We start from the raw sequence: 20,825 nt of genomic DNA, 5'->3' as shown, positions 1-20,825 counted from the left end.
TGAGTCAAAGTGAGATTACCGCTCCAATGCCGATTAAATTACGGAATTTAAACGTGTTTTCATTTCCGTTGGGGTGAGAAAGCCAAAAGGGAATTTCATAGCGTATTGCAAACCCGCGATCTTTACCCAGATAATCGGGAATATTCAGAGAAAATTGGAATCCAAGTCCTGCATCAGAATTTACATTCAGTATATCCGACTGCACACCGGGAGTTTGCATGTAGTTATTCCTGTAAAAACGCCCAATATCTCCAAATACGTAAGACCTGAGATGTACAAAATCACCTATTATCGATTGCTTAAATAAGTTATTTACTGGATTCGGATATTCAACTTCCGCATTCAGGGACATCGTAAAGTTGTAAGTGAGCGGGTTTTGACTGTTTGCTAATTCTTCAAAATCCTGAAAAGTATACCCTCTTAAATTAGCTCCGCCGGCTATTTGAAACAGACCATCATCTAACAAGGTATTAGGAAGTGTTCCCTGAGCACGGGTTACCCCATTATTTAACCATTCAACGGGCTGACGATAACTACGGCCAAATTGATATTCAGGGGCCGCATCCGAACTATTAATGCCGGAAAAACCTCTTAACCTTACATTGAATCCCTTGCCCAAGGGTATTTGCTGTTTTACTTCAACAGCACCAACCGTGTAAGAAGCAGAACTCACCAAATTTTGTTTTACGGAAGCCTGCAAGTCAAACTTTCCGATGTCAAAGACTTTGCTCAACCACATATTCATCCCCAAAAGTGATTTCCAATCCGTTTGCCACAGTTGAGGATAGGGCCGGTAATCCGCATCAAACATTTTCTCTTGACTGAAAAAGAGTGACCATTCGGTGAATTTGAGTTCATTAAATTCAGTCTGCCATCTTTTATTTAAGGATACCTGATGGTGACTATAACCGGTTCTGATGCTACTTCTGATTTGTATATTACCTTCATTGCCGTAAGAGGAAATAGCCGCAACAGGCTCGGTAAATGACAGGTAATATGAAACGGGTAGCTCAGGGATGTTGGTTGCCAGCCAAACACCGGCATCCAGTCTGTGTGGGCCATCCCGGAATGTACCTTCAATTTCTCCAAAAACCCGAGCTCCAACACGAATTCCATCTACATTATTGTACCAAAGATCCGGGGCAAACTTTAGCTTATAACGATCGGATTGTGCGAAGGCTAAGCCGGGAACTAGTAAAAACAGAAAAAATGTAATTAAGAAATTTCGATTATCCACTCTGGAAGTATTTCAAGGTATTGATCTGTTAGGATATCATGGGTTAGCTTCATTAAGCGTCGTTGTTCCGGCCATTTAATATATAGTTCAATTTCGTCAATACTAACCCATTTAAAGCCCGAGTGTTCTTCATCAAGCTCAACTTGCGCATCAACATCTAATTCTGCTGCAAATGCGGGTATAGCATGCACCATATCAGTCTCTGCTTCATAAAATGAATTCACAGACGGTATAGTCCAAAATTTAACCGGTGTTAAACCCGTTTCCTCTTTAAGTTCACGAAGCGCTCCTTCCCAACTGCTTTCCTCTTTCTTTATTTTCCCCCCTACCATCCGCCATTGATTTCTATATACTTTTTCAGAAGATCTTTTAAAAATCAAAAAGTACGGATTCCCTTCTTTAACTCGGTAAGGATATACGTCAATGAGTTTTTTCATTGGGAGTTTATTAGAGGAGACGGATTAAATTTCAATGTTTTTGACTACGAGCTCTAACTTACCGGCCGGAACCTCTACTTCAACAGTCTCACCAATTTCACGCCCCATAAGAGCCTTACCGATAGGTGAATCAATGGAGATTTTACCCGCAGCAAAGTCAGCCTCATTTGCTGAAACCAGCGTGTACTTCATTTCCTTGTCGGTATTTTTGTTCAGGATCGTAACAGTGGTTAAAACGCGAACCTTTGACAAATCCAGGTCTTTAGTGTCCAATACACGCGCATTTGCCAGGGCATCTTCCAGTTTAGTAATACGATCCTCAAGATGACCTTGGGCTTCTTTTGCTGCATCATACTCTGCATTTTCACTTAAATCGCCTTTAGCTCGTGCTTCTGCAATATCTTCTGCAATCTCTCTTCGTCCCCGTGTTTTCAGGTCTTTCAATTCTGCATCCAGTTTATCGTAACCTTCTTGTGTCAGGTATTGAACTTTACTCATAATCTCTGCTTTTATTTGGTTTCCATAAATAAAAAAAGCAATCTACCGTCGGCAGATGGCTTTTATTTTCAATACTAAAATATACCTAAAAATAAGAGCTTATTGAATGTTTTTCCATTCCTGTTTTAGATTTCCTTATTAAGGAATAAAACATCCTTATTTTATGATATGATTTTTATAAAACGGTGATACTTGAGATATTCAGCCGTCAAAAGAAGATTTAAATCAATATAGTTTCTAATGCTTGGCTTAGCTCCGGAAATCTTATTTGTTTACGCACTTATTCTGCTTGCGATAATTTTGTTCGTCAATAAGCGGATTTCTTTTGATGTCACCTCCCTTATCCTGCTGGCCATACTTATGGTCTCAGGAATTCTAACTCCCAAAGAGGGACTGTCGGGCTTTAGTAATCCCGCTACGGTTACCATTGCCTGTATGTTTATACTTAGTGAAGGGCTCCGCAGAACGGGAGCCTTGGATATTGTTGGAGATTATTTCTTTAAGCTGAGTAAACTCAATTATCGGCTGGCCATGTTTATTATCATGTTGGTGGTGGGGGTGATTTCAGCTTTTATAAATAATACAGCGGCCGTTGCTATTTTCATACCTGTGATAATCAGCCTTTCAAAGGATCTGGGAAAAAGTGCTTCCAAATTATTGATGCCGATGTCTTTCGCGGCTATGTTCGGAGGCGTTTGTACCCTTATCGGTACTTCTACCAATCTTTTGGTTGATTCTATTGCAACCGATAACGGTTTAGCCGGCTTTGGTATGTTTGATTTTGCCCCTGTTGGAATCATCTTTTTTATAGCCGGCTTCGTTTACCTTTTTACAATCGGCATCAATCTCATTCCTGAACGACGAAAAGATGAATCTCTGACAGATATTTTTCAGATGCAAAGCTATCTCACGGATGTTGTTTTGCAGCCAAACTCTCCCTTTGTTAATACCCCTCTTCACAACACGAAGCTTATACAAGATCTTGATCTCGATATCGTAGAGGTTTTTGATGAGAACGGAAACTCGAAACCTGACCGGCACAACATTAAGCTTCAACAAAAAGACACCCTTCGAATTCGCGGAAGCGTAAAAGAACTAAATAAATTATTAAACCGTGAAGATGTATTGATAAAGCCCAATAAAAATTGGGAAGACAAGGACTTTGAAATTGGTAATGCACAGTTGGTAGAGGCTGTCGTGGCACCCGAATCGTCATTCGAGGGGAAAAAATTAAAGCATATAGACTTGTATCACCAGTATGAGGCGATAGTTTTAGCTATCCGGCAAAAAGGGAAAATACAGCAAGAACACCTGCCTGATATCCGGTTGCAAAGCGGAACATCCCTCCTTCTATATGCTAAAAAAGAACGGGTTAATGATATTAAAACCGCAGAGGAATTTGTATTAGCTACCGAAATTAAAGTACCTGATTTTCATGAAGAAAAAATACCGGCAGCGGTCGGCATTATCTTAGGCGTAGTTGGATTCGCTGCTTTTGGAATACTTCCTATAGTAGCCTCAGCTATTTGCGGGGTGATAATAATGGTGCTTACAGGGTGCCTGAGTAATGAAGAAGCCTACCAATCTATTAATTGGAAAGTGATTTTTTTATTGGGCGGGGTGCTTCCACTTGGAATTGCCATGCAAAAGACAGGCGCTGCTCAGCTTATGGTAGATGGTATGATTAGTAATTTTGAATCACTTGGGCCAACAGCTGTACTCTCGGCTTTTTTCTTTCTGTCTATGATGCTTACTAACCTTATTTCAAATCAAGCAACGGCAGCATTGCTTGCTCCTATTGCCATTGAAGCATCTTCAACAATCAACGTGAGTGCAGATCCACTATTGGTAGCAGTTACAATGGCAGCTTCACTAAGCTTTATGTCGCCCATCGGTTATCAGACTAACACAATGATCTTTGGGCCCGGACAATATAAATTTATCGATTTCGTGAAAGTCGGCACTCCGCTCAATATCTTATTCTGGATTATTGGTACCTTTGCAATCCCATTATTTTGGCCATTTTAGACAGCAAATGCATAAACTTTTATTAAAATATTTTCCAATTATTCAGGTACTCAGGGAATACAACCTTGATAAATTAAAAGCTGATGTGATTTCAGGATCAACCGTAGGGATTGTACTTATCCCTCAAGGCATGGCTTACGCTGTTATTGCCGGCCTGCCCCCCATTTATGGTTTGTATGCAGGGCTCGTTCCGTTGTTCATTTACCCTTTATTTGGCACATCACGTCACCTTTCTATTGGACCGGTAGCTATTGATATGCTAATACTTGCGGCCGGACTTGGGTTTTTGGCCGGGGATAATATGACTGATAAAATCATTTTTGCAATCATGATCGCTCTTATGACCGGTATTTTCCAGTTAATGATGGGTTTTATGAAACTTGGTTTTGTATTTAATTTGTTTTCCCGTCCGGTTATATCAGGTTTTACAATCGCAGCCCCCATCATCATTATTACCAGCCAGGTGGGCATCTTACTGAACATTGATGTACCAAATTCCCAATTCATTCATGAAATGATTTATTACGTTTCACAACAAATTGAAAACATTCATTGGCCCTCCTTTGGTCTGTCATTCTTTTTTGTTTTGTTTTTACTTTTGATGCGAAAGTATTATTCAAAACTTCCGGAATCTGTCATTCTTGTTACTATTACCATAATAGTTCTTTCCTTTATCAGCATTTCAAAATGGGGAATTGCTCAAGTTGGTGATATTCCACAAGGACTCCCCGATTTTAGCATTCCGAATCTAAGTTTAGAATCTATTAAACGATTGGCACCCAATGCTTTTACTTTAGCACTTATACAATTTATGACAGTAGCTTCCCTGTCTAAATCCTTTGCGAGAAAGCATGCATATACGGTAAATCCAAACCAAGAATTAATAGCTATCGGAAGCAGTAATGTAATTGGCAGCCTGTTTCAATCCCTTCCTGTTTCATCCAGCTTTACACGATCAGCTATTGCAGATCAATCCGGTACTGAAACCTCCCTGACAAATGTTTTTGCGGGAATTTTGATCCTTTTTACCCTTCTGTTTCTCACCCCTCTTTTTGAGATTTTACCTGAACCTCTTCTAGGAGCTATAATTGTGGTATCTGTAAGCAGCCTGATCGACATCAAAGAGCTACGCTTTTTGATAAATACCAAGCGCCGCGATGCCCTGGTCGCATTCATTACCGTTATAAGTGTTTTGGCGATTGGGATTCAGGAAGGAATCATTATTGGTTTGGTATCATCCGTACTTGCATTGCTCCTTAAAATGAGTAAACCAACGGTGGCAGAACTTGGGTTAATTCCCGGAACCCGGGATTTCAAAAACAAAAATCGATTTTCGGAAGTGAAACAAATTCCCGGTGTATTGATTTTAAGGGTTGACGCCCCGTTCTCTTTTGTTAATGCAGAATTTTTCAAAAATTACATTCTTGAAAAAAGTATGAATGGGTTGGATGCGCCTAAATACGTCATTATTGATGGCACTACAATCGGCGATCTTGATGTATCAGCCATGGATTCTCTTCTTATGATTATCGAAACTCTTAAAAAAGAAGGAATTGAGCTGTATATATCAGGACTCATTGGCCCGGTTCGGGATGTAATAAGAAAGTCAGATATAAGCACCTTTGTGAAATCAGATCGATTTTTTAATACCGTACATGACGGTGTGAAAGCAGCTCTTAAAAGACAAGATGATGGAGATGGCGGAAACCGCTTAAATGAATACCTGCAACACTGCGCATAGTTTATGACTTACTGAAGCCCAGTGAGCGGGTTGCCCAAATAATGGCAGCCAAAACTAATATCGATGCCAGGAAAAATGGAGCTCCCGGAAAACAGACTGGGGCTAAGTTTGAGGTAAAGAACCCAAACAAATTCGTCATAATGGGTGGACCAAATATTGCTGAAAAACTAACCAAACTGGTCAATGCCCCCTGCAATTCACCTTGGGCGTTATCTGAAACTTCCGTTGATATAATGCCTTGTAAGGCAGGAGTTGCCAGGCCTCCAATACAAAACGGTAAAATTATAGCCATCATCATCCAGCCTTCCGGAGCAAACGCAAATCCAAAAAACCCCAACACATACATTAAAAGCCCGAAGTAAACTGTCTTATTGTTCCCAATTTTTGGAATTATCCATTTGATGAGCCCGCCTTGAACCCCAACAACCGACAACCCTACCAAACCAAGAGATAATCCTACCGTCATCTCCGTCCACCCAAACTTCTCCATCGTGAAGTAGGTCCAGGTACTTTGTGTCGCATGGTTTGCTAAGTAAACAAGAAAGAAAACCCCTGCCAGGCTCGATATTTTAGGAAATTTACTTAACTGCTTCAGGGATCCAAACGGGTTTGCGCGTTTCCAATCGAAAGCCCGGCGGTTTTCCTGAGATAAAGATTCAGGAAGTACAAAATATCCATACAATACATTCACGAGTACCAAGCCGGCTGCAGTAAAAAACGGAATACGAGCACCATACTCTCCTAATATCCCACCTACCGACGGGCCGATGATAAACCCTAATCCAAAAGCTGCACCTATGAGCCCAAAATCCTGCGAACGGCGTTCAGGGGGACTTATATCAGCGATGTAAGCACTGGCAGTGGTATAGCTGGCACCGGTTATGCCTGAAATAAACCTACCGATGAATAACCAAACAACGGTTGGAGCAAACCCAAGTAAGATATAATCAAGCCCAAATCCCAGTAAGGAAAAAAGCAGTACGGGGCGGCGTCCAAACCGGTCACTTAATCCACCTAAAACAGGAGCAAAAAAAAACTGAGTGGCTGCATACATAAAAGTGATCCACCCGGCATAAAGAGAAGCTTCACTGAGCCCTCCCCCGGTAAGTTCCATTATCAATGCAGGCATCACCGGGATAATAATACCCAACCCGATCACATCTACCAGAACCGTAATAAAAATAAAGATGAGCGCCGCGCTTCTCTTTTCTTTCATGAATAACTGAAATGATTCTCAAGCTGTGTTATTTTAGCCGTCAAATTGGTACGTTTTAATTTAACACCAAAGGTAAGAAAAGCGATTGCCTGCTTCATCTATTTTTAAAAAATTAATCCAGTCAGTGGAACCTGAAAACTCAGTGAAAAAACTTACAACCAAAGAAATTCTGAAAGAAAACTTGTCTCGCTCAGCTCCTCAGAAACTTAGCTCTATAAAAATATTGGTACATAACATTAGAAGCTTGCATAATGTGGGCTCAATCTTTCGTTCTGCGGATGCGTTTGGGATTTCTGAAATAATCCTGTCCGGGTATTCGGCAACCCCGCCCCGTCCGGAAATCAATAAAACAGCCATTGGTGCGGAAGAGTTTGTGGATTGGCGCTATTTTGAAACAGCAACAGAAGCTCTAAATGATCTTAAGGGAGAGGGTTACTATATTGTTGGGTTAGAACAAACCAAAGAAAGTACTCCTCTTCCGGCCCTTGACGCTCAAGCTCTTGAAAAAATCTGCATTGTCCTTGGTAACGAAGTCACCGGTATAGATGAGGATATTTTATCGTTGATAGATGAGTTCGTAGCAATCCCGCAATATGGCCACAAGCATTCATTAAACGTATCAGTAGCAGCCGGTGTAATTTTATATTCAATGCTTGAAAAACTGTGGGACGACAAATAATTATCGGAGTATTTATTAACTTATTCGAACAACAAATTTTTTTATTGCGATAAACCATTAACTAAATGTCCGATCCAAAAGAATTTATCGAGAAAGCTTCCAAATTTTTGAAACAGCAACGGGAGATGTATGGAGATTTTTCGGTAAAAAGTTTAGATATGGAATCATCTGGAACGGATATACAAAAAGCCGAGATAAAAGAGGAGAAAGACCTTGTTACTCAAAATCAGGATGCCGGCAGTGCTAAAGAAGAACAACAACTGAAAGAAAATCTAACACCTGTTCAAAGAATTGCAAAATGCCAAACGCTGGATGAACTCAGGGCTTTATGTGAAGCTGCAGACGAATTAAAGACCGATTTAGAGGGTACAAACGTGGTATTCGGTGTTGGAAATCCCAATGCTGATTTAATGATTGTCGGTGAAGCTCCGGGCTATAATGAAGATCAGCAAGGCGAACCCTTTGTGGGGCAGGCCGGGCAGCTGCTGGATAAAATCATGGAAGCCATTGACTTCAAACGAGAAGATATTTATATCGCAAATATCCTAAAGCACCGCCCGCCCAATAACCGTGATCCTAAACCGGAAGAACGACAACGAAGCCTCCCTTATCTCCTTCGACAAATTGAAATTATTGATCCCAAACTCATTCTCTGCGTTGGCAGGATATCTGCAACTACATTACTTAATGAAGACACTACCCTGAAAAGCCTGCGTCAAAAGTTTCACCCCTTCCACGGCCGAGAGCTGATGGCTACTTATCACCCAGCCGCATTGCTTAGAAATCAACAGTGGAAACGTCCCACATGGGAAGATGTGCAGATGTTGAGGAAGAGATATGATGAGTTAGTGGTTGATTAAGAATAAAGGTTACTTTCTTAATTGTGGATAACTCTGTTTAAAAAATGTTCAAAAGAATTCCAATTCCCTCTCAATTTATACCTATTTTCGATACTCGAATTTACAGCACTCTCTTAGTTTTCAGTATTTAAAATGGCAAAAAAAAACGGATCTTACGGCAACAATTATAAGAAGGATGATTCCAAGACTTTAGAGCAAGGCGGACGCGTACCGCCGCAAGCTGTAGAAGTGGAAGAAGCGGTTTTGGGGGCCATGTTAATTGAGCACGGAGCAGCAACTATAGCTCTCCAAATGCTGAAACCCACCGATTTCTACAAAACTGCCAACCGCCATATTTTTGAAACGCTTACCAATTTATACGAGCGCGATAATCCCCTGGATTTACTTACGGTTGAAACTGAACTCAAGGACAATAACCTATTGGATGTTTGTGGAGGCCCAACTTATTTATCAGACTTAACCAGGTCAGTCAGCTCTTCGGCAAATATTGAGTATCATGCACAAATCATCATTGAAAAGGCTATTAAAAGAAATCTTATACTGGCCAGCAATGATGTAATTAAAGAGTCCTACGATACTACATCCGATGCCTATGATGTCCTGGATCACGCTGAGCAAAGTATCTTCGATCTATCTAATCAAAAGAGCCGAAGTACTGCTGTTCCGGTAGAAAAACTTTTGAAAGACACCCTCTCCTATCTGGAAGATTTGCGCGGAAAGGAATATGGGATCACCGGTGTTCCTACCGGGCTCGCCGTAGATGACATGACCGCCGGCTGGCAAAAGGGAGATTTAGTTATTATAGCAGCACGTCCGTCAATGGGGAAAACGGCTTTTGTTTTGACGGCCGCACGAAATGCTGCCATGCATCCCGATGAAAACCTGCGGACACCTATTGCCCTTTTCAGTTTGGAGATGTCTAACCAGTCTCTTGTTCAACGATTACTTACAATGGAGGCCCGTGTCCGCGCCGATGAAGCCCGGAAAGGAACATTAAAGGATGAAGACTTTCGCAGGCTTATTGATGCCGCCAGCCGCTTATTTAGTGCCGAAATCTATATCGATGATACTCCCGGTATTAGTTTGATGGAGTTGAGGACTAAATGTCGGCGATTGAAAAGTGAGAAAGGGATTGGATTGATTGTGATTGATTACCTGCAGCTCATGCAGGCAAATTCAAAAGATATCGGAAACCGGGAGCAGGAAATTGCAACTATCTCCCGAGGTCTTAAAGGCCTTGCCAAAGAACTTGACGTTCCGGTCATTGCGCTTTCGCAGCTTTCCCGAGCCGTAGAACAGCGTGGCGGGGATAAACGTCCTCAATTAAGTGACTTGAGGGAATCCGGATCTATTGAGCAGGATGCAGATATTGTAATGTTTTTGTACCGTCCTGAATATTATGGCATCACTACTACTGAAGAAGGCAAATCTACGGCCGGACTTGCTGAAGTCATAATTGGAAAACAGCGTAACGGGCCGGTAGGCAGTAAAATGATGTACTTTGTAAAGGATTATGCTCGCTTTGAAAATCTTACTGCAGCCACCGGGAATGATCCAATGTTGGGTAACGGAGGAGCTAATAACGGCGGGTCTTCAGGTGGTAATGACGGAGCTCCACCCTTGCCTCACAATCCCGCTCCCGATGAAGATGCACCTTTTTAGGTCACTGATTAGACCCCGTACTAAACTTTCCAAAGTTAGCGAGGTAGTTTTTAAAAATTGACCAATCGCTAAACTTTGGAAAGTTTAGCTAAGGAGCAATAAATCAGGCCAAAAATTAAACCATCTCTTCAAAAAGTCGATCAAAATCTTTGATTCGCCTCGACCAATCTAAATGGTTGTTAATATTCTGAAGAGAATTTTTGGGAAGGGATTTTGTTTTTCCGGTCAATAAATCTTTGAGATGATAAAATAAATCATCCTCAGTCTCATATAAAACCGGCGCATGCAACAATGGGTCATGTAAGCTTTCAGGGATAAGTTCAGGGTAATGTAACCTATTGGGCACCAATGGATGGCAACCACAATATATTGCTTCCATGATAGCTACACAGAAAAACTCATAACTGGCTGTTGATACTACAATATCTCCCGAGTGCAGGAGCTTGCTGTAATTTTCTTTGTCATCCACATAACCAAAATGGGTGATTTGCTGGCCAAATCGTTTCCATGCTTTTTCAAATTCTTCCGGCTTTTCATGTTGTGTATCTCCTGCCAGAATCAAATCAAATTTAAGATCAATATCATTCAACCGGTTCAGCACTCTAAAAAACATTGCTGGATTTCGGTCAAACTGCCACCGTTGATTCCATACTATCACAGGAGTTTCATTTTGATCCCGGGTATCCGGCTGCTTATCAAAGCTTTTCAGGTCCAATCCGGGATGCATTACAATACTCTTCTCACAAATTTTATCCACGGTGCCATATTGTTTTCCATCGGGAAAATTATCCAAGAATTTAGGAAGGGCGTCCATCAAGTCATCAAGGTGAAACTGGGACGAGAAAAGCAGTTTATCAGCCACTAACATACTCAAATAGTTAATGTAACAATACGTCAGGTCTCGTTTTTCACCATCAGGAATGGGGCGGGTAAACTGGTTATCATGCATATACATGATCACGGGCGTATGGGCAAATCTAGGATTCGTGAGCGCCATAAATGCGGGAAGATTGGTCATGCTGCTCGTAAGTAACAGATCAATGTCTTCGCTCACCTTATTCGTCATTTCCGTCAATGTAACGGAATCCCCGTGCATCCGCCATTTCCAGCCTTTATAGTTTAGCTTAATGGGAATGATATTGTGACCGGAATGCTTCTCAAGCCCTTTGAGAAAGGCTTTATGGGAGCCGCTGTAAAATGGTTCTACCGCTAAGATATTCATACAGGATTACCTGAAACGTGATTGAATTTCATCCAGCGGAATATAACTGATTGTGGGCTTCTTCAAAGGATCGAGATAGGGTTGTTCGCAAGCAAAGAGCTGATCAACCAATGACTCCATCTCTTGCTCAGTAAGTTTCTTGCCTCTTGGTATCGCAGCCTTGGCAGCAAAAGCTATGGCCAGCTTTTCCCTGGCTTCCAGCTTTACCTTTTGTCCTAATTCCTGATATTGGTGCAGCATAGAGATCAGCACTTCTTCTTCATTGCCAATTTCTATATCCGCAGGCACCCCGTTTATCATGGCGGTATTTCCACTTAATAATTGTACCGAAAATCCCATTCGTTGAATAATGGAATGAAGCTCTTTGAGCAAAGTATAGTCTGATGCTGACAATTCCAGTGTTTGAGCAAATAACAGCTGCTGTGTGCTTGGAAGCGCCTCTTCCGTGGCATTGATCGCCTTTTCAAAGATGATGCGCTTGTGGGCCAAATGCTGGTCTATAACGGTTAACCCTGTTCGGGTTTGTGTAAGGATATAAGTGTTATGCAACTGCCAAAATCCTGTATCCTTGGCTACTTGTTCTTTCTGATCGACCGGTGGTTGATATGATTGAGATTCTGAGAAATCAGTTCTCTGCCGGCTCCCTGTCTCGCCATACAGCTGTTCTCCAAAATCTCTTCCCCTGCCCTGTACCGGGTTTGACTTATAATTAATGCGGGATGGAATTTGAAACCCCTTTTCATTGTCTGTAGAAGTGCTCGGGCGATTAAAACTAAAACCGGAATCAAACCTCCTGGATTCATTATCACTTAAAAAAGCATCTTCCTCTTGCTGAATATTCGGTACTTGAAAGTGCTGGTTTAATGCCCGGTTTACTACTGAACGAGCCAATTGAATAACGCTGCGCTCATCCTCAAACTTGACCTCCATTTTGGCCGGATGCACATTTACATCTACTTTGGAAGGATCGATATCAAAGAAAAGTGCATAAAATGGATACTCATTGTTACGAGTCCAGGCATCATATAAACTCAAAATTACATGGGTAAGATATCGATGCTGAAACGGCCGGCCATTCACAAACAAAAACTGCTCTCCCCGGCTTTTTTTTGCAAGCTTGGGATCTGAGGCAAAACCATGAATCTTTACATAACTGGTTTCTTCTTTAAATTCGATAAGACTCGCTTTATAAGAACTTCCGAAAATCTGAGTAACACGGTCTTTCAGTTTTTGGATTGGTAAATCATAAATGATATCACCGTCAGCTTCTACATAAAAAGCAACATCCGTACTTGCAAGGGCAGCATACTGAATGGTTCTGAGAATATGACGGAGTTCAGTTACATCAGTCTTTAAAAACTGTCGGCGTGCTGGTACATTAAAAAATAAATTTCGAACGGCAATAGTAGTACCATTGTCAGTCGCTGTTGGTTTTATTTCACGCTCTTCACCTCCCCAAACTTCAAATTCCCAGCCATTTTCATCCTCCGCGCGTTTAGTTTTGACCGTAACCTGCGAAACCGATGCAATAGAAGCCATCGCTTCTCCCCTAAACCCGAGGGTTCTAATACGAAACAGGTCATCTACTGTATTAATTTTGGAGGTTGCATGCCGTTCAAAACAGAGTGGAAGGTCTTCTTTACTCATTCCACAACCATTGTCGGAAACTTGAATAAGTGTACGACCTGCGTTCTGGATAAGAATTTTAAGTTGGTCGGCACCGGCATCAATGGCATTATCCAGTAGTTCTTTAACTACGGAAGCCGGGCGCTGTATAACCTCTCCTGCCGCAATTTTGTTGCTGATTTCAGGAGGTAATGGATGAATTATAGAATCACCGGTGCGGGTCTCGCTCAATGTAAATAATCTGTTTTAGAGTGAAATTAGGTAAACAATTAAAGCCAACAGCGCTGCGAAAAATACAATTGTTTTAAACTGGGCAGGCCTGCGTCTTGTATGGGTTTCGAATTTAATACGCTTACGCCGCTTTTCTTTTTCATCCTTTTCCGGGTCGTAATAACGGAAAGGATAGTCGAATTTCTTGGGTTTGGGCCGAAAACCGAACATCGGTCGAATCATAACAACACCTAAATTTTATTGGCTTTAATAGGCTAACGGGAAATGTTAGCAAATCGTGTATGAATATACAGAATCTGTTGGGTGAATATCGAATATTCAATAAGTAATAAAGAATTTTGAAGTTTTTTAGCAAGGTTTAGGAAGTCATAGCAAATCCCATTGTCAATACTTCGATGTTCATTATTCCGCAGATCAATATTCGACATTCTTACAGATGTTCTTTTGCTTCTAAAATTTGTAAACTCCAACCCCGATATTTTCTGTCGGAATCAGTTTTTCCCAACCATAGATTTAATTAAAACTGTAAATTATTTATTTAAAATGAGCACTGATAAAGCGAAAATTTTCTATACCATAACCGATGAAGGTCCTTACTTAGCTACCCATTCATTTCTTCCCATCGTGGAAGCTTTTACAAAAGCTGCCGGAGTAAACGTTGAAACAAAAGATATTTCACTCGCCGGAAGAATTCTTGCTAATTTTCCTGATTATCTAACCGAAGAACAAAAGGTTTCAGATGATCTTGCTGAACTCGGTAAACTGGCAAAACAACCGGAAGCCAATATTATGAAGCTTCCTAATATCAGTGCTTCTATCCCACAGTTAGTTGAAGCAATAAAAGAATTGCAGGAAAAAGGTTACAACATTCCGGATTACCCTGAAGAGCCCAAAAATGATACAGAAAAAGAAATACAGTCGCGCTACGGAAAAGTAAAAGGAAGCGCAGTAAATCCGGTTTTGCGGGAAGGAAATTCTGACCGGCGTGCACCTAAAGCAGTCAAAGAATATGCGCGCAAAAATCCTCACTCAATGGGAGAATGGAGTTCTGACTCTAAATCTCATGTATCAACTATGAGTAACAGTGATTTTGCTTCTTCTGAGCGTTCTGTCACGCTAAAAGATGCTGATGATGTTAAAATCGAGTTTGTAGATACAGATGGAAATGTAATCGTATTAAAAGAAAGCACCCCTCTTCTTCCCGGTGAAGTTATCGATGCTTCTGCCATGAGTAAAAAAGCATTGGTCGATTTTTTGGAGAATGAAATAGAAGATGCAAAAGAGAAAGGCGTATTATTTTCACTGCACATGAAAGCCACAATGATGAAGGTTTCAGACCCAATCATTTTTGGTCATGCAGTACGGGTATATTTCAAAGATGTGTTTGAGAAACACGGTGAGACGCTGAAGGAATTGGGCGTAGATCCTAACAATGGCTTTGGTGACCTGGAAGCTAAGATCAAAGAACTTCCGGAAGACAAACAAGCTGAGATTAAGGCTGATATCCAAAAATGTTATGAAAATGGCCCTGACCTGGCCATGGTGAATTCTCATAAAGGCATCACCAATCTGCATGTGCCAAGCGATGTAATCATCGATGCCTCAATGCCGGCCATGATTCGAACCTCAGGCCAAATGTGGAATAAGAATGATGAAACCCAAGATACTAAAGCAGTAATTCCGGATAGCAGTTACGCCGGAATTTATCAGGAAGTGATCGACTTCTGTAAAGAACACGGCGCTTTTGATCCGACTACCATGGGAAGTGTATCTAATGTTGGGTTGATGGCTAAAAAGGCCGAAGAGTATGGTTCTCATGATAAAACTTTTGAAATTCCTGGAAGTGGATCGGTACGTGTGGTGAATAAATCCGGCGAAACCGTTCTCGAGCATGCTGTAGGAGAAGGCGATATCTGGAGAATGTGTCAAACTAAGGATGACCCCATTAAAGACTGGGTTGGATTAGCGGTACGAAGAGCACGAGAGACCGGAAATCCTGCTGTTTTCTGGCTGGATGAAAACCGTGCTCATGATTCCCAACTCATTAAGAAAGTGAATGAGTATTTACCGGAGCATAATACCGATGGACTCGAAATTCACATTATGTCACCTGTTAAAGCAATGCGCTTTTCATTGGAGCGTATTAAGGATGGCAAAGATACCATATCTGTGACCGGAAATGTGTTGCGTGATTATCTCACCGATCTCTTCCCTATTCTTGAGGTTGGCACAAGTGCGAAGATGCTTTCTATTGTTCCTTTAATGAATGGCGGGGGATTGTTCGAGACCGGAGCCGGTGGTTCTGCCCCAAAACACATTCAGCAGTTTTTGGATGAGGGGCACTTGCGCTGGGATTCGCTGGGTGAATTCCTGGCACTTGCAGTCTCCTTAGATCACCTCGGTAAAACCTTTGACAATGAACGAGCTAAGATCCTTGGAGAAACCCTGGATACCGCCACTTCCAAGTACCTTCAGAATGATAAATCTCCATCCCGGAAAGTGAATGAGCATGATAATCGTGGCAGCCATTTCTATTTAGCTATGTACTGGGCTGAAGCATTGGCGAAGCAATCTAAAGATGCAGAGTTGGCAGAACGATTCAAGATAGTAGCGCAAAAGCTTAAAGATAGCGAAGCAAAGATCAATGAGGAGTTGATTGCGGCTCAAGGAAGTCCCGAAAATATAGAAGGTTATTATTGGCCAAACCGTGAACTTGTATTCAAGCGAATGCGTCCAAGCCAAACTTTAAATGCTATTATTGAAACAGTATAGAGGACACATTCCTAATTAGGAGAAAAGCCCGGATCAATTAATTCGGGCTTTTTTATAATCCACTCGTCCAAAGCAATACAGTCAGGATGCTTTTTTATTGAAAACTGTTCGGATTTTTTTCCATAAAAACTTCCTCCCGCGGGTTGTTAAAATAAGGGGAATAATCTTATAAAGACCTATAAACAGAATTACAATACCAAGTATTATCCATACGGCGTAATCATCATAAGTTTCGTATATGGTGAGAATTTCATTACCTGCAATAACTGAAAACCACACAAAAATCGGGGTCCAGAGTAAAACCGTACCGCCAAAATATAACAGGAATTTCCAAAACCTGGTTTCTAAAATACCTGCCGTCAAATAAACCGGCATTCTGCTGCCCGGTATAAAACGGCTTGCAAAAAGAATATATGGCCCTTTAATATCAAACCACCTGATGGAAACCTCAATAGTGTCTTCATGAATAAACCATTTGAATGGCGGGATTGTTAAAACAGGCCTTCCGAGCCATCTGCCTGCCAGATATAAAGCAAAATCACCTGTAAAAATACCGGCTATTACTGCTATCACAGCCGGCCAAAATGTAATCATGCCATTCGCTACCATTAAGCCGGCCCCAATTGCGGCAAGATCTTCACTAAAAAATGTTGAGAATGCTATTAGCAGCATGTAGATAACTAATAACTCATTTTTGGAGTCTGCTTCCACCTCATCTAAATAAGGGACTATTTTTTCCAGGGAATCTTCACTGACATTGGAAGAATCCTGAAGTTGAAATAAGAACTTAAAATCAGTTGTATCATAGGGTATACTTTCGTTGGCTACAATATTCTCATTCAAAAATGATCCTGATATTTCAGCAATAAAAAGTAATGAGAGTGCAATGGAGATAATTATATTAATAGACTTCACTTCAGGACAGCTTAATTTTTAAAAAGAAAGTGGCTTAAATACATCATGCTTTGCATTAAAAGCCTCCTTCGTTACAACCGGTTTAAAGTTATTTTTTACAGCTGAATGTAATTTTTCAGCTAACAATTTACGATCATTTTCTTTGACAGGCGTTTCCCCAAAATGAAGTTTAGCCTTAAAACCCTTCATTTTTAAAACGTTCATAAAGTGTGAAAAGAATGAAGCGTCATCCCACCAACAAATTGATTCATACGCAGGTTGTTCCTTTTTTTTAGACTCATATGATATAGCAACATAAGAAACGGACAGATCCTCTGTGGCAGGATATTCCAAAAGTGGTGTACGAAAAGGTAAAACTTCCATGCCGGGACTGGTAGTACCCTCCGGAAACAAAATAATACCCTGGTTTTCATTTATATTTTTTGAAATTAATTTATTAACCCTAGTGATATCCCGTTTACGATTTCGATCAATAAACAGTATTCCACACGTCCGGATAATAAAACCCATTAAAGGCCAGGTTTTAACATCACTTTTTGCTACAAAAAGACACCTTAACTGAGAGAATAGCACAAATACATCTATATAGCTTAAGTGATTGGACACAAGCAAAAAAGGAGGATTGGGGATTTTTCCCTTTACCTCTAACTTAATTCCAATAATTTTGCATATACACCTTCCCCAAAACCGAAGTAAATAGCCCCTGATTTTTTCATAATTCACCCCAATAATGGCTCCAATCAATGATGCCATTATCAATGAATACAGGAAAAGAGTTACAAGCAAAAAGCTAATTAATTTTATAGTAGCTCTTAAAAATTTCATAAAAGAAGCTAATGATTTACAGTCATAAAATGAGGATACTGTTTATACCAGACATTAACTATGGACGTTTTCATTATCATTTACTTATTTAAGAATTAATTGGGTGATTGCAGGGTTCAATATACTGGAGATAGCTTTTTAAAAATAAGTTTCTCTGAAAGCCTTAAAGTGTGTTAACTTTTATTTACTTAAAGAAGAAATATTTGTAACCTTAAATTATGTTGTATTATAAAGAATATAAATCATCTGAAGAGAGAGACTGGGTTGTTTTCGTACATGGCGCGGGTGGCAGCTCTTCTATTTGGTTTAGCCAACTAAGAGATTTTAAAAAACACTTTAATGTGTTGATGATAGATTTACGTGGACACGGTAAATCCAAGGATCTGCTTCAAAAATATTATGAAGAAGATTACTCTTTTGAATTTATCAGTAAAGATATCCTTGAAGTTTTAGATCACCTTAAAATCGAAAAAGCTCATTTTATAGGTGTTTCCCTGGGAACTATAATTATAAGAACGATTGGAGAAATTGCTCCTGAGCGTGTCAAGTCAGCTATTCTATGCGGGGCCATTACAAGATTAAATGTGCGCTCACGTATTCTTGTTTTCTTAGGGCATATGTTTAAACGATTTATTCCTTATATGTGGCTATACAAGTTTTTCGCTTGGATTATTATGCCTCGTAAACGGCATGCAAAGTCTCGGAACTTATTTATTAGGGAAGCAAAAAAATTATATCAAAAAGAATTTTTACGTTGGTTTAAGCTTACCAATGAAGTAAATCCTTTACTTAAGTATTTTAAGGAAAAAGAAGTTGAGTCCCCCATGCTATATATAATGGGCAGTGAGGATCACATGTTTTTACCACCAGTACAGCAAATTGTCAATAAGCACAAAAATTCTACGCTCCAAGTCATTAAAAATTGTGGGCATGTTTGCAATGTAGAACGTCCGGGGGCGTTCAACCGACTATCTATACAGTATTTAAAACAACACTCTTAGAGATTGTTGTTTTACTTTCTTTTAATTGTCCTGTAATCTAAAAATCCAGGCTTCATCATTAAAAGTGTTTCTGATCTTTATGGTTCTGGCTTTAGCAGTATCATAATCCTTATATGCTTCGAAGGCCACGTAGTTAAAGCGTGTTTCCGGATTAAAGAGAATTCGGGTTTCATACCCTTCTTTCTCTAGCATATTTTTAAAATTCTCCGCATTACTTGGAACCAGAAATGATCCGCCAATTATAAAATATTCTAAATCTGAGACATCGTCCTCAATTTCCCCTTCTCCGCCATTCTCCCGGTACTCTAGATACTCTTCAAGATTGAAGGCTCTTGGGACTACAACCATTAATTCCGGACGGTCGACCTGCATCGTTAAATCTTCAACAGGTTCTTCCTCTTGTTCTTCTTCCGCTATATCTGTTGTCTCTTCAGTTTCGGTTTCCTGAGTATCTTCCTCTTCAACTTTTTCAGCTTTTGCATCTGTTTCAGTTGTTTGTTCATCTGAAGGAGATTCTTCAATTAAATCTCTTTGTGGTTGATCTTCAGTAAAAACACGGTCTAAATCAGTCCGCATCCTATCACGAGTACTAGCCAGGATATCTCTTTTAGTCAGAAGCTTATTATTTATGCGTTCAGAGACAGGCTGAATAATCTCAGCTTGGACAATAATGATAAGCTCATTTTCAAGAAAATCTTTGGAATTATATCCAAACAAATATCTCAACCCAAAAAACCAACCGGGTAAATCCTTCAATATCGGAATCCCCCTTCTTACCGAGGTTTCCTCTGTGCGATATAAGCCTGCAACATAAGTTGACTCACCATCAAGCAGTATAGCAGATGTGGTAGCTTCCTGCTTATTAATGATCGTACTTACCACATCAGGCTGTGCTGTAGAACGCTCTACTTCCAGATCTAAATAAACAAACGAAGTATCACCGTAGGTAATAATTTGGGGAGTTACATTTAAAATAGTCCCTGTGTTAACAAAATTATCTGTTACATTTCCGGCAATATCCCTTTGTTTAATAGAAAAATCTTGTCCTACTTGTATATTACCTTCTTGACCATCAACAACTTTAATAGACGGGGTTGCCAACACTTTACCTAAATTGTCAGCTTCAAACGCACTAAATAAAGCTTGAACACTAATTCCCGGGCCAAACTCTCCAAGGTTTACAACGGCATTAAATGCATTCTGGGACACACTGGCAGCGTTTAAGGAATTTACAGCTACAAACTGGTCATTAAAATCTGAAGACGGGATGGCCTCGCCCCCATCCCCACTTACAAAATCTCCGATATTTTCAGGTACATCACTAGTTAATGTTGACCAGTCAATTCCAATTTCCTGAAGCGCTCGTTTATTACCTTCAAAGAAGGTGGCATTGATCCTGATTTCTCGAGTACCGGTAGTAGCTCTTATTGCCTCTCCTGCTTGTCCGCCAACTTGTGCCCTGCCACCTGTCTGCTGGCTTGTTGAAGGTGTGGTAGTACCGGGAGTAGAAGGTGCCGGTGTGGTAATTTCGTAAAATTCAGCATATTCTGTCAGTTCCAGATCCTGAAATCGCATAATGTATTCTAGAGCATCTTTCCAATGCATAGCCGGAAGGTTCACTCCAAGCTCACCGCTGTAAGCAGATTTGTCCACAATAAATTTATTTTCGTACTCCTGGGCAAAAGTATTGATGATTTCTATTGCTTCATTGTAGGTCGTACTTTTATTGAATGCTACAATTTCATCAGGATTGGTATATTCTCGCAATGGATCAATTATTTGAGCTGAACCATGCTGTGGAATTGCTGTAGCAGCAATCAACACCATTAAAAAAATGGATAATGAACCTAATTTATCGAGTGTTGCTTTCATGGG

At 40.4% G+C, this 20,825-nt stretch carries 16 protein-coding genes; 7 read left to right on the top strand and 9 right to left on the bottom strand.

Annotated elements, in window-relative coordinates; all coding sequences use genetic code 11:
* Nucleotides 1-4: 4 nt before the first annotated feature.
* The 3 genes from HUJ22_RS04080 to greA are packed head-to-tail and all read right to left on the bottom strand — an operon-like array spanning nucleotide 5 to nucleotide 2,172.
* A complete protein-coding gene (locus HUJ22_RS04080) occupies nucleotides 5-1,237 on the bottom strand; it encodes a hypothetical protein (RefSeq protein ID WP_290874257.1) in 1,233 nt (410 codons plus the stop codon).
* On the bottom strand, nucleotides 1,216-1,674 hold the full coding sequence (locus tag HUJ22_RS04075; protein ID WP_290874255.1) for an NUDIX pyrophosphatase: 459 nt from the start codon (nucleotides 1,672-1,674) through the stop codon (nucleotides 1,216-1,218). The genes HUJ22_RS04080 and HUJ22_RS04075 overlap by 22 nt, the downstream gene beginning before the upstream one ends.
* 24 nt (nucleotides 1,675-1,698) lie before the next feature.
* Nucleotides 1,699-2,172, bottom strand: coding sequence for a transcription elongation factor GreA (greA, locus tag HUJ22_RS04070; RefSeq protein WP_290874253.1), 474 nt, complete (start codon nucleotides 2,170-2,172; stop codon nucleotides 1,699-1,701).
* A 240-nt stretch (nucleotides 2,173-2,412) separates the two neighbouring features.
* On the opposite strand from greA, the gene HUJ22_RS04065 reads away from it, so the two are divergent.
* Complete coding sequence (locus HUJ22_RS04065) at nucleotides 2,413-4,200, top strand: SLC13 family permease (protein WP_290874250.1); 1,788 nt, start codon at nucleotides 2,413-2,415, stop codon at nucleotides 4,198-4,200.
* A 7-nt stretch (nucleotides 4,201-4,207) separates the two neighbouring features.
* Nucleotides 4,208-5,941 (top strand): SulP family inorganic anion transporter, encoded by a 1,734-nt coding sequence (gene sulP, locus HUJ22_RS04060; protein ID WP_290874247.1) that lies wholly within the window; start codon nucleotides 4,208-4,210, stop codon nucleotides 5,939-5,941.
* 1 nt (nucleotide 5,942) lies between these two features.
* On the opposite strand, the gene HUJ22_RS04055 is transcribed toward sulP, so the two are convergent.
* Nucleotides 5,943-7,157 (bottom strand): TCR/Tet family MFS transporter, encoded by a 1,215-nt coding sequence (locus HUJ22_RS04055; RefSeq protein WP_290874244.1) that lies wholly within the window; start codon nucleotides 7,155-7,157, stop codon nucleotides 5,943-5,945.
* A gap of 142 nt (nucleotides 7,158-7,299) precedes the next feature.
* On the opposite strand from HUJ22_RS04055, the gene HUJ22_RS04050 reads away from it, so the two are divergent.
* From HUJ22_RS04050 to dnaB, 3 genes are all read left to right on the top strand, one after another.
* Nucleotides 7,300-7,836 carry an RNA methyltransferase gene (locus tag HUJ22_RS04050; RefSeq protein WP_290874242.1) on the top strand — a complete coding sequence of 179 codons (537 nt, stop codon included), beginning with the start codon at nucleotides 7,300-7,302 and terminating at the stop codon, nucleotides 7,834-7,836.
* Nucleotides 7,837-7,901: 65 nt separating this feature from the next.
* Complete coding sequence (locus HUJ22_RS04045; protein ID WP_290874239.1) at nucleotides 7,902-8,696, top strand: uracil-DNA glycosylase; 795 nt, start codon at nucleotides 7,902-7,904, stop codon at nucleotides 8,694-8,696.
* A 132-nt stretch (nucleotides 8,697-8,828) separates the two neighbouring features.
* Nucleotides 8,829-10,358, top strand: coding sequence for a replicative DNA helicase (dnaB, locus tag HUJ22_RS04040; RefSeq protein ID WP_290874236.1), 1,530 nt, complete (start codon nucleotides 8,829-8,831; stop codon nucleotides 10,356-10,358).
* 115 nt (nucleotides 10,359-10,473) lie between these two features.
* On the opposite strand, the gene HUJ22_RS04035 is transcribed toward dnaB, so the two are convergent.
* Together HUJ22_RS04035 and mutL are read right to left on the bottom strand one after the other, a co-directional pair.
* Nucleotides 10,474-11,580: a DUF3524 domain-containing protein gene (locus HUJ22_RS04035; protein ID WP_290874233.1), complete on the bottom strand. Its 1,107-nt coding sequence runs from the start codon at nucleotides 11,578-11,580 to the stop codon at nucleotides 10,474-10,476.
* Nucleotides 11,581-11,586: 6 nt separating this feature from the next.
* The gene (gene mutL / locus HUJ22_RS04030) at nucleotides 11,587-13,437 is read right to left on the bottom strand and encodes a DNA mismatch repair endonuclease MutL (protein ID WP_290874230.1); all 1,851 of its coding nucleotides are present in this window, start codon (nucleotides 13,435-13,437) and stop codon (nucleotides 11,587-11,589) included.
* A 543-nt stretch (nucleotides 13,438-13,980) separates the two neighbouring features.
* On the opposite strand from mutL, the gene HUJ22_RS04025 reads away from it, so the two are divergent.
* Nucleotides 13,981-16,209, top strand: a complete 2,229-nt coding sequence (locus tag HUJ22_RS04025) for an NADP-dependent isocitrate dehydrogenase (RefSeq protein ID WP_290874227.1) — start codon at nucleotides 13,981-13,983, stop codon at nucleotides 16,207-16,209.
* 81 nt (nucleotides 16,210-16,290) lie between these two features.
* On the opposite strand, the gene HUJ22_RS04020 is transcribed toward HUJ22_RS04025, so the two are convergent.
* Nucleotides 16,291-17,124 (bottom strand): DedA family protein, encoded by an 834-nt coding sequence (locus tag HUJ22_RS04020; RefSeq protein WP_290874224.1) that lies wholly within the window; start codon nucleotides 17,122-17,124, stop codon nucleotides 16,291-16,293.
* A gap of 18 nt (nucleotides 17,125-17,142) precedes the next feature.
* On the bottom strand, nucleotides 17,143-17,877 hold the full coding sequence (locus tag HUJ22_RS04015) for a lysophospholipid acyltransferase family protein (protein ID WP_290876622.1): 735 nt from the start codon (nucleotides 17,875-17,877) through the stop codon (nucleotides 17,143-17,145).
* A 290-nt stretch (nucleotides 17,878-18,167) separates the two neighbouring features.
* Between HUJ22_RS04015 and HUJ22_RS04010 the strand changes: the two genes are divergently transcribed.
* The gene (locus HUJ22_RS04010) at nucleotides 18,168-18,950 is read left to right on the top strand and encodes an alpha/beta hydrolase (RefSeq protein ID WP_290874221.1); all 783 of its coding nucleotides are present in this window, start codon (nucleotides 18,168-18,170) and stop codon (nucleotides 18,948-18,950) included.
* A gap of 21 nt (nucleotides 18,951-18,971) precedes the next feature.
* Here the strand turns inward: HUJ22_RS04010 and HUJ22_RS04005 are convergent, their stop codons facing one another.
* Nucleotides 18,972-20,822: a type II and III secretion system protein gene (locus HUJ22_RS04005; protein ID WP_290874218.1), complete on the bottom strand. Its 1,851-nt coding sequence runs from the start codon at nucleotides 20,820-20,822 to the stop codon at nucleotides 18,972-18,974.
* Between the last annotated feature and the right edge of the window lie 3 nt (nucleotides 20,823-20,825).

The organism is Gracilimonas sp. (assembly GCF_014762685.1).
In the GTDB taxonomy this organism is placed as follows: domain Bacteria; phylum Bacteroidota; class Rhodothermia; order Balneolales; family Balneolaceae; genus Gracilimonas.
Note: the sequence above shows the minus strand (reverse complement) of the source record. Positions and strands in the feature narration are given on the sequence as shown.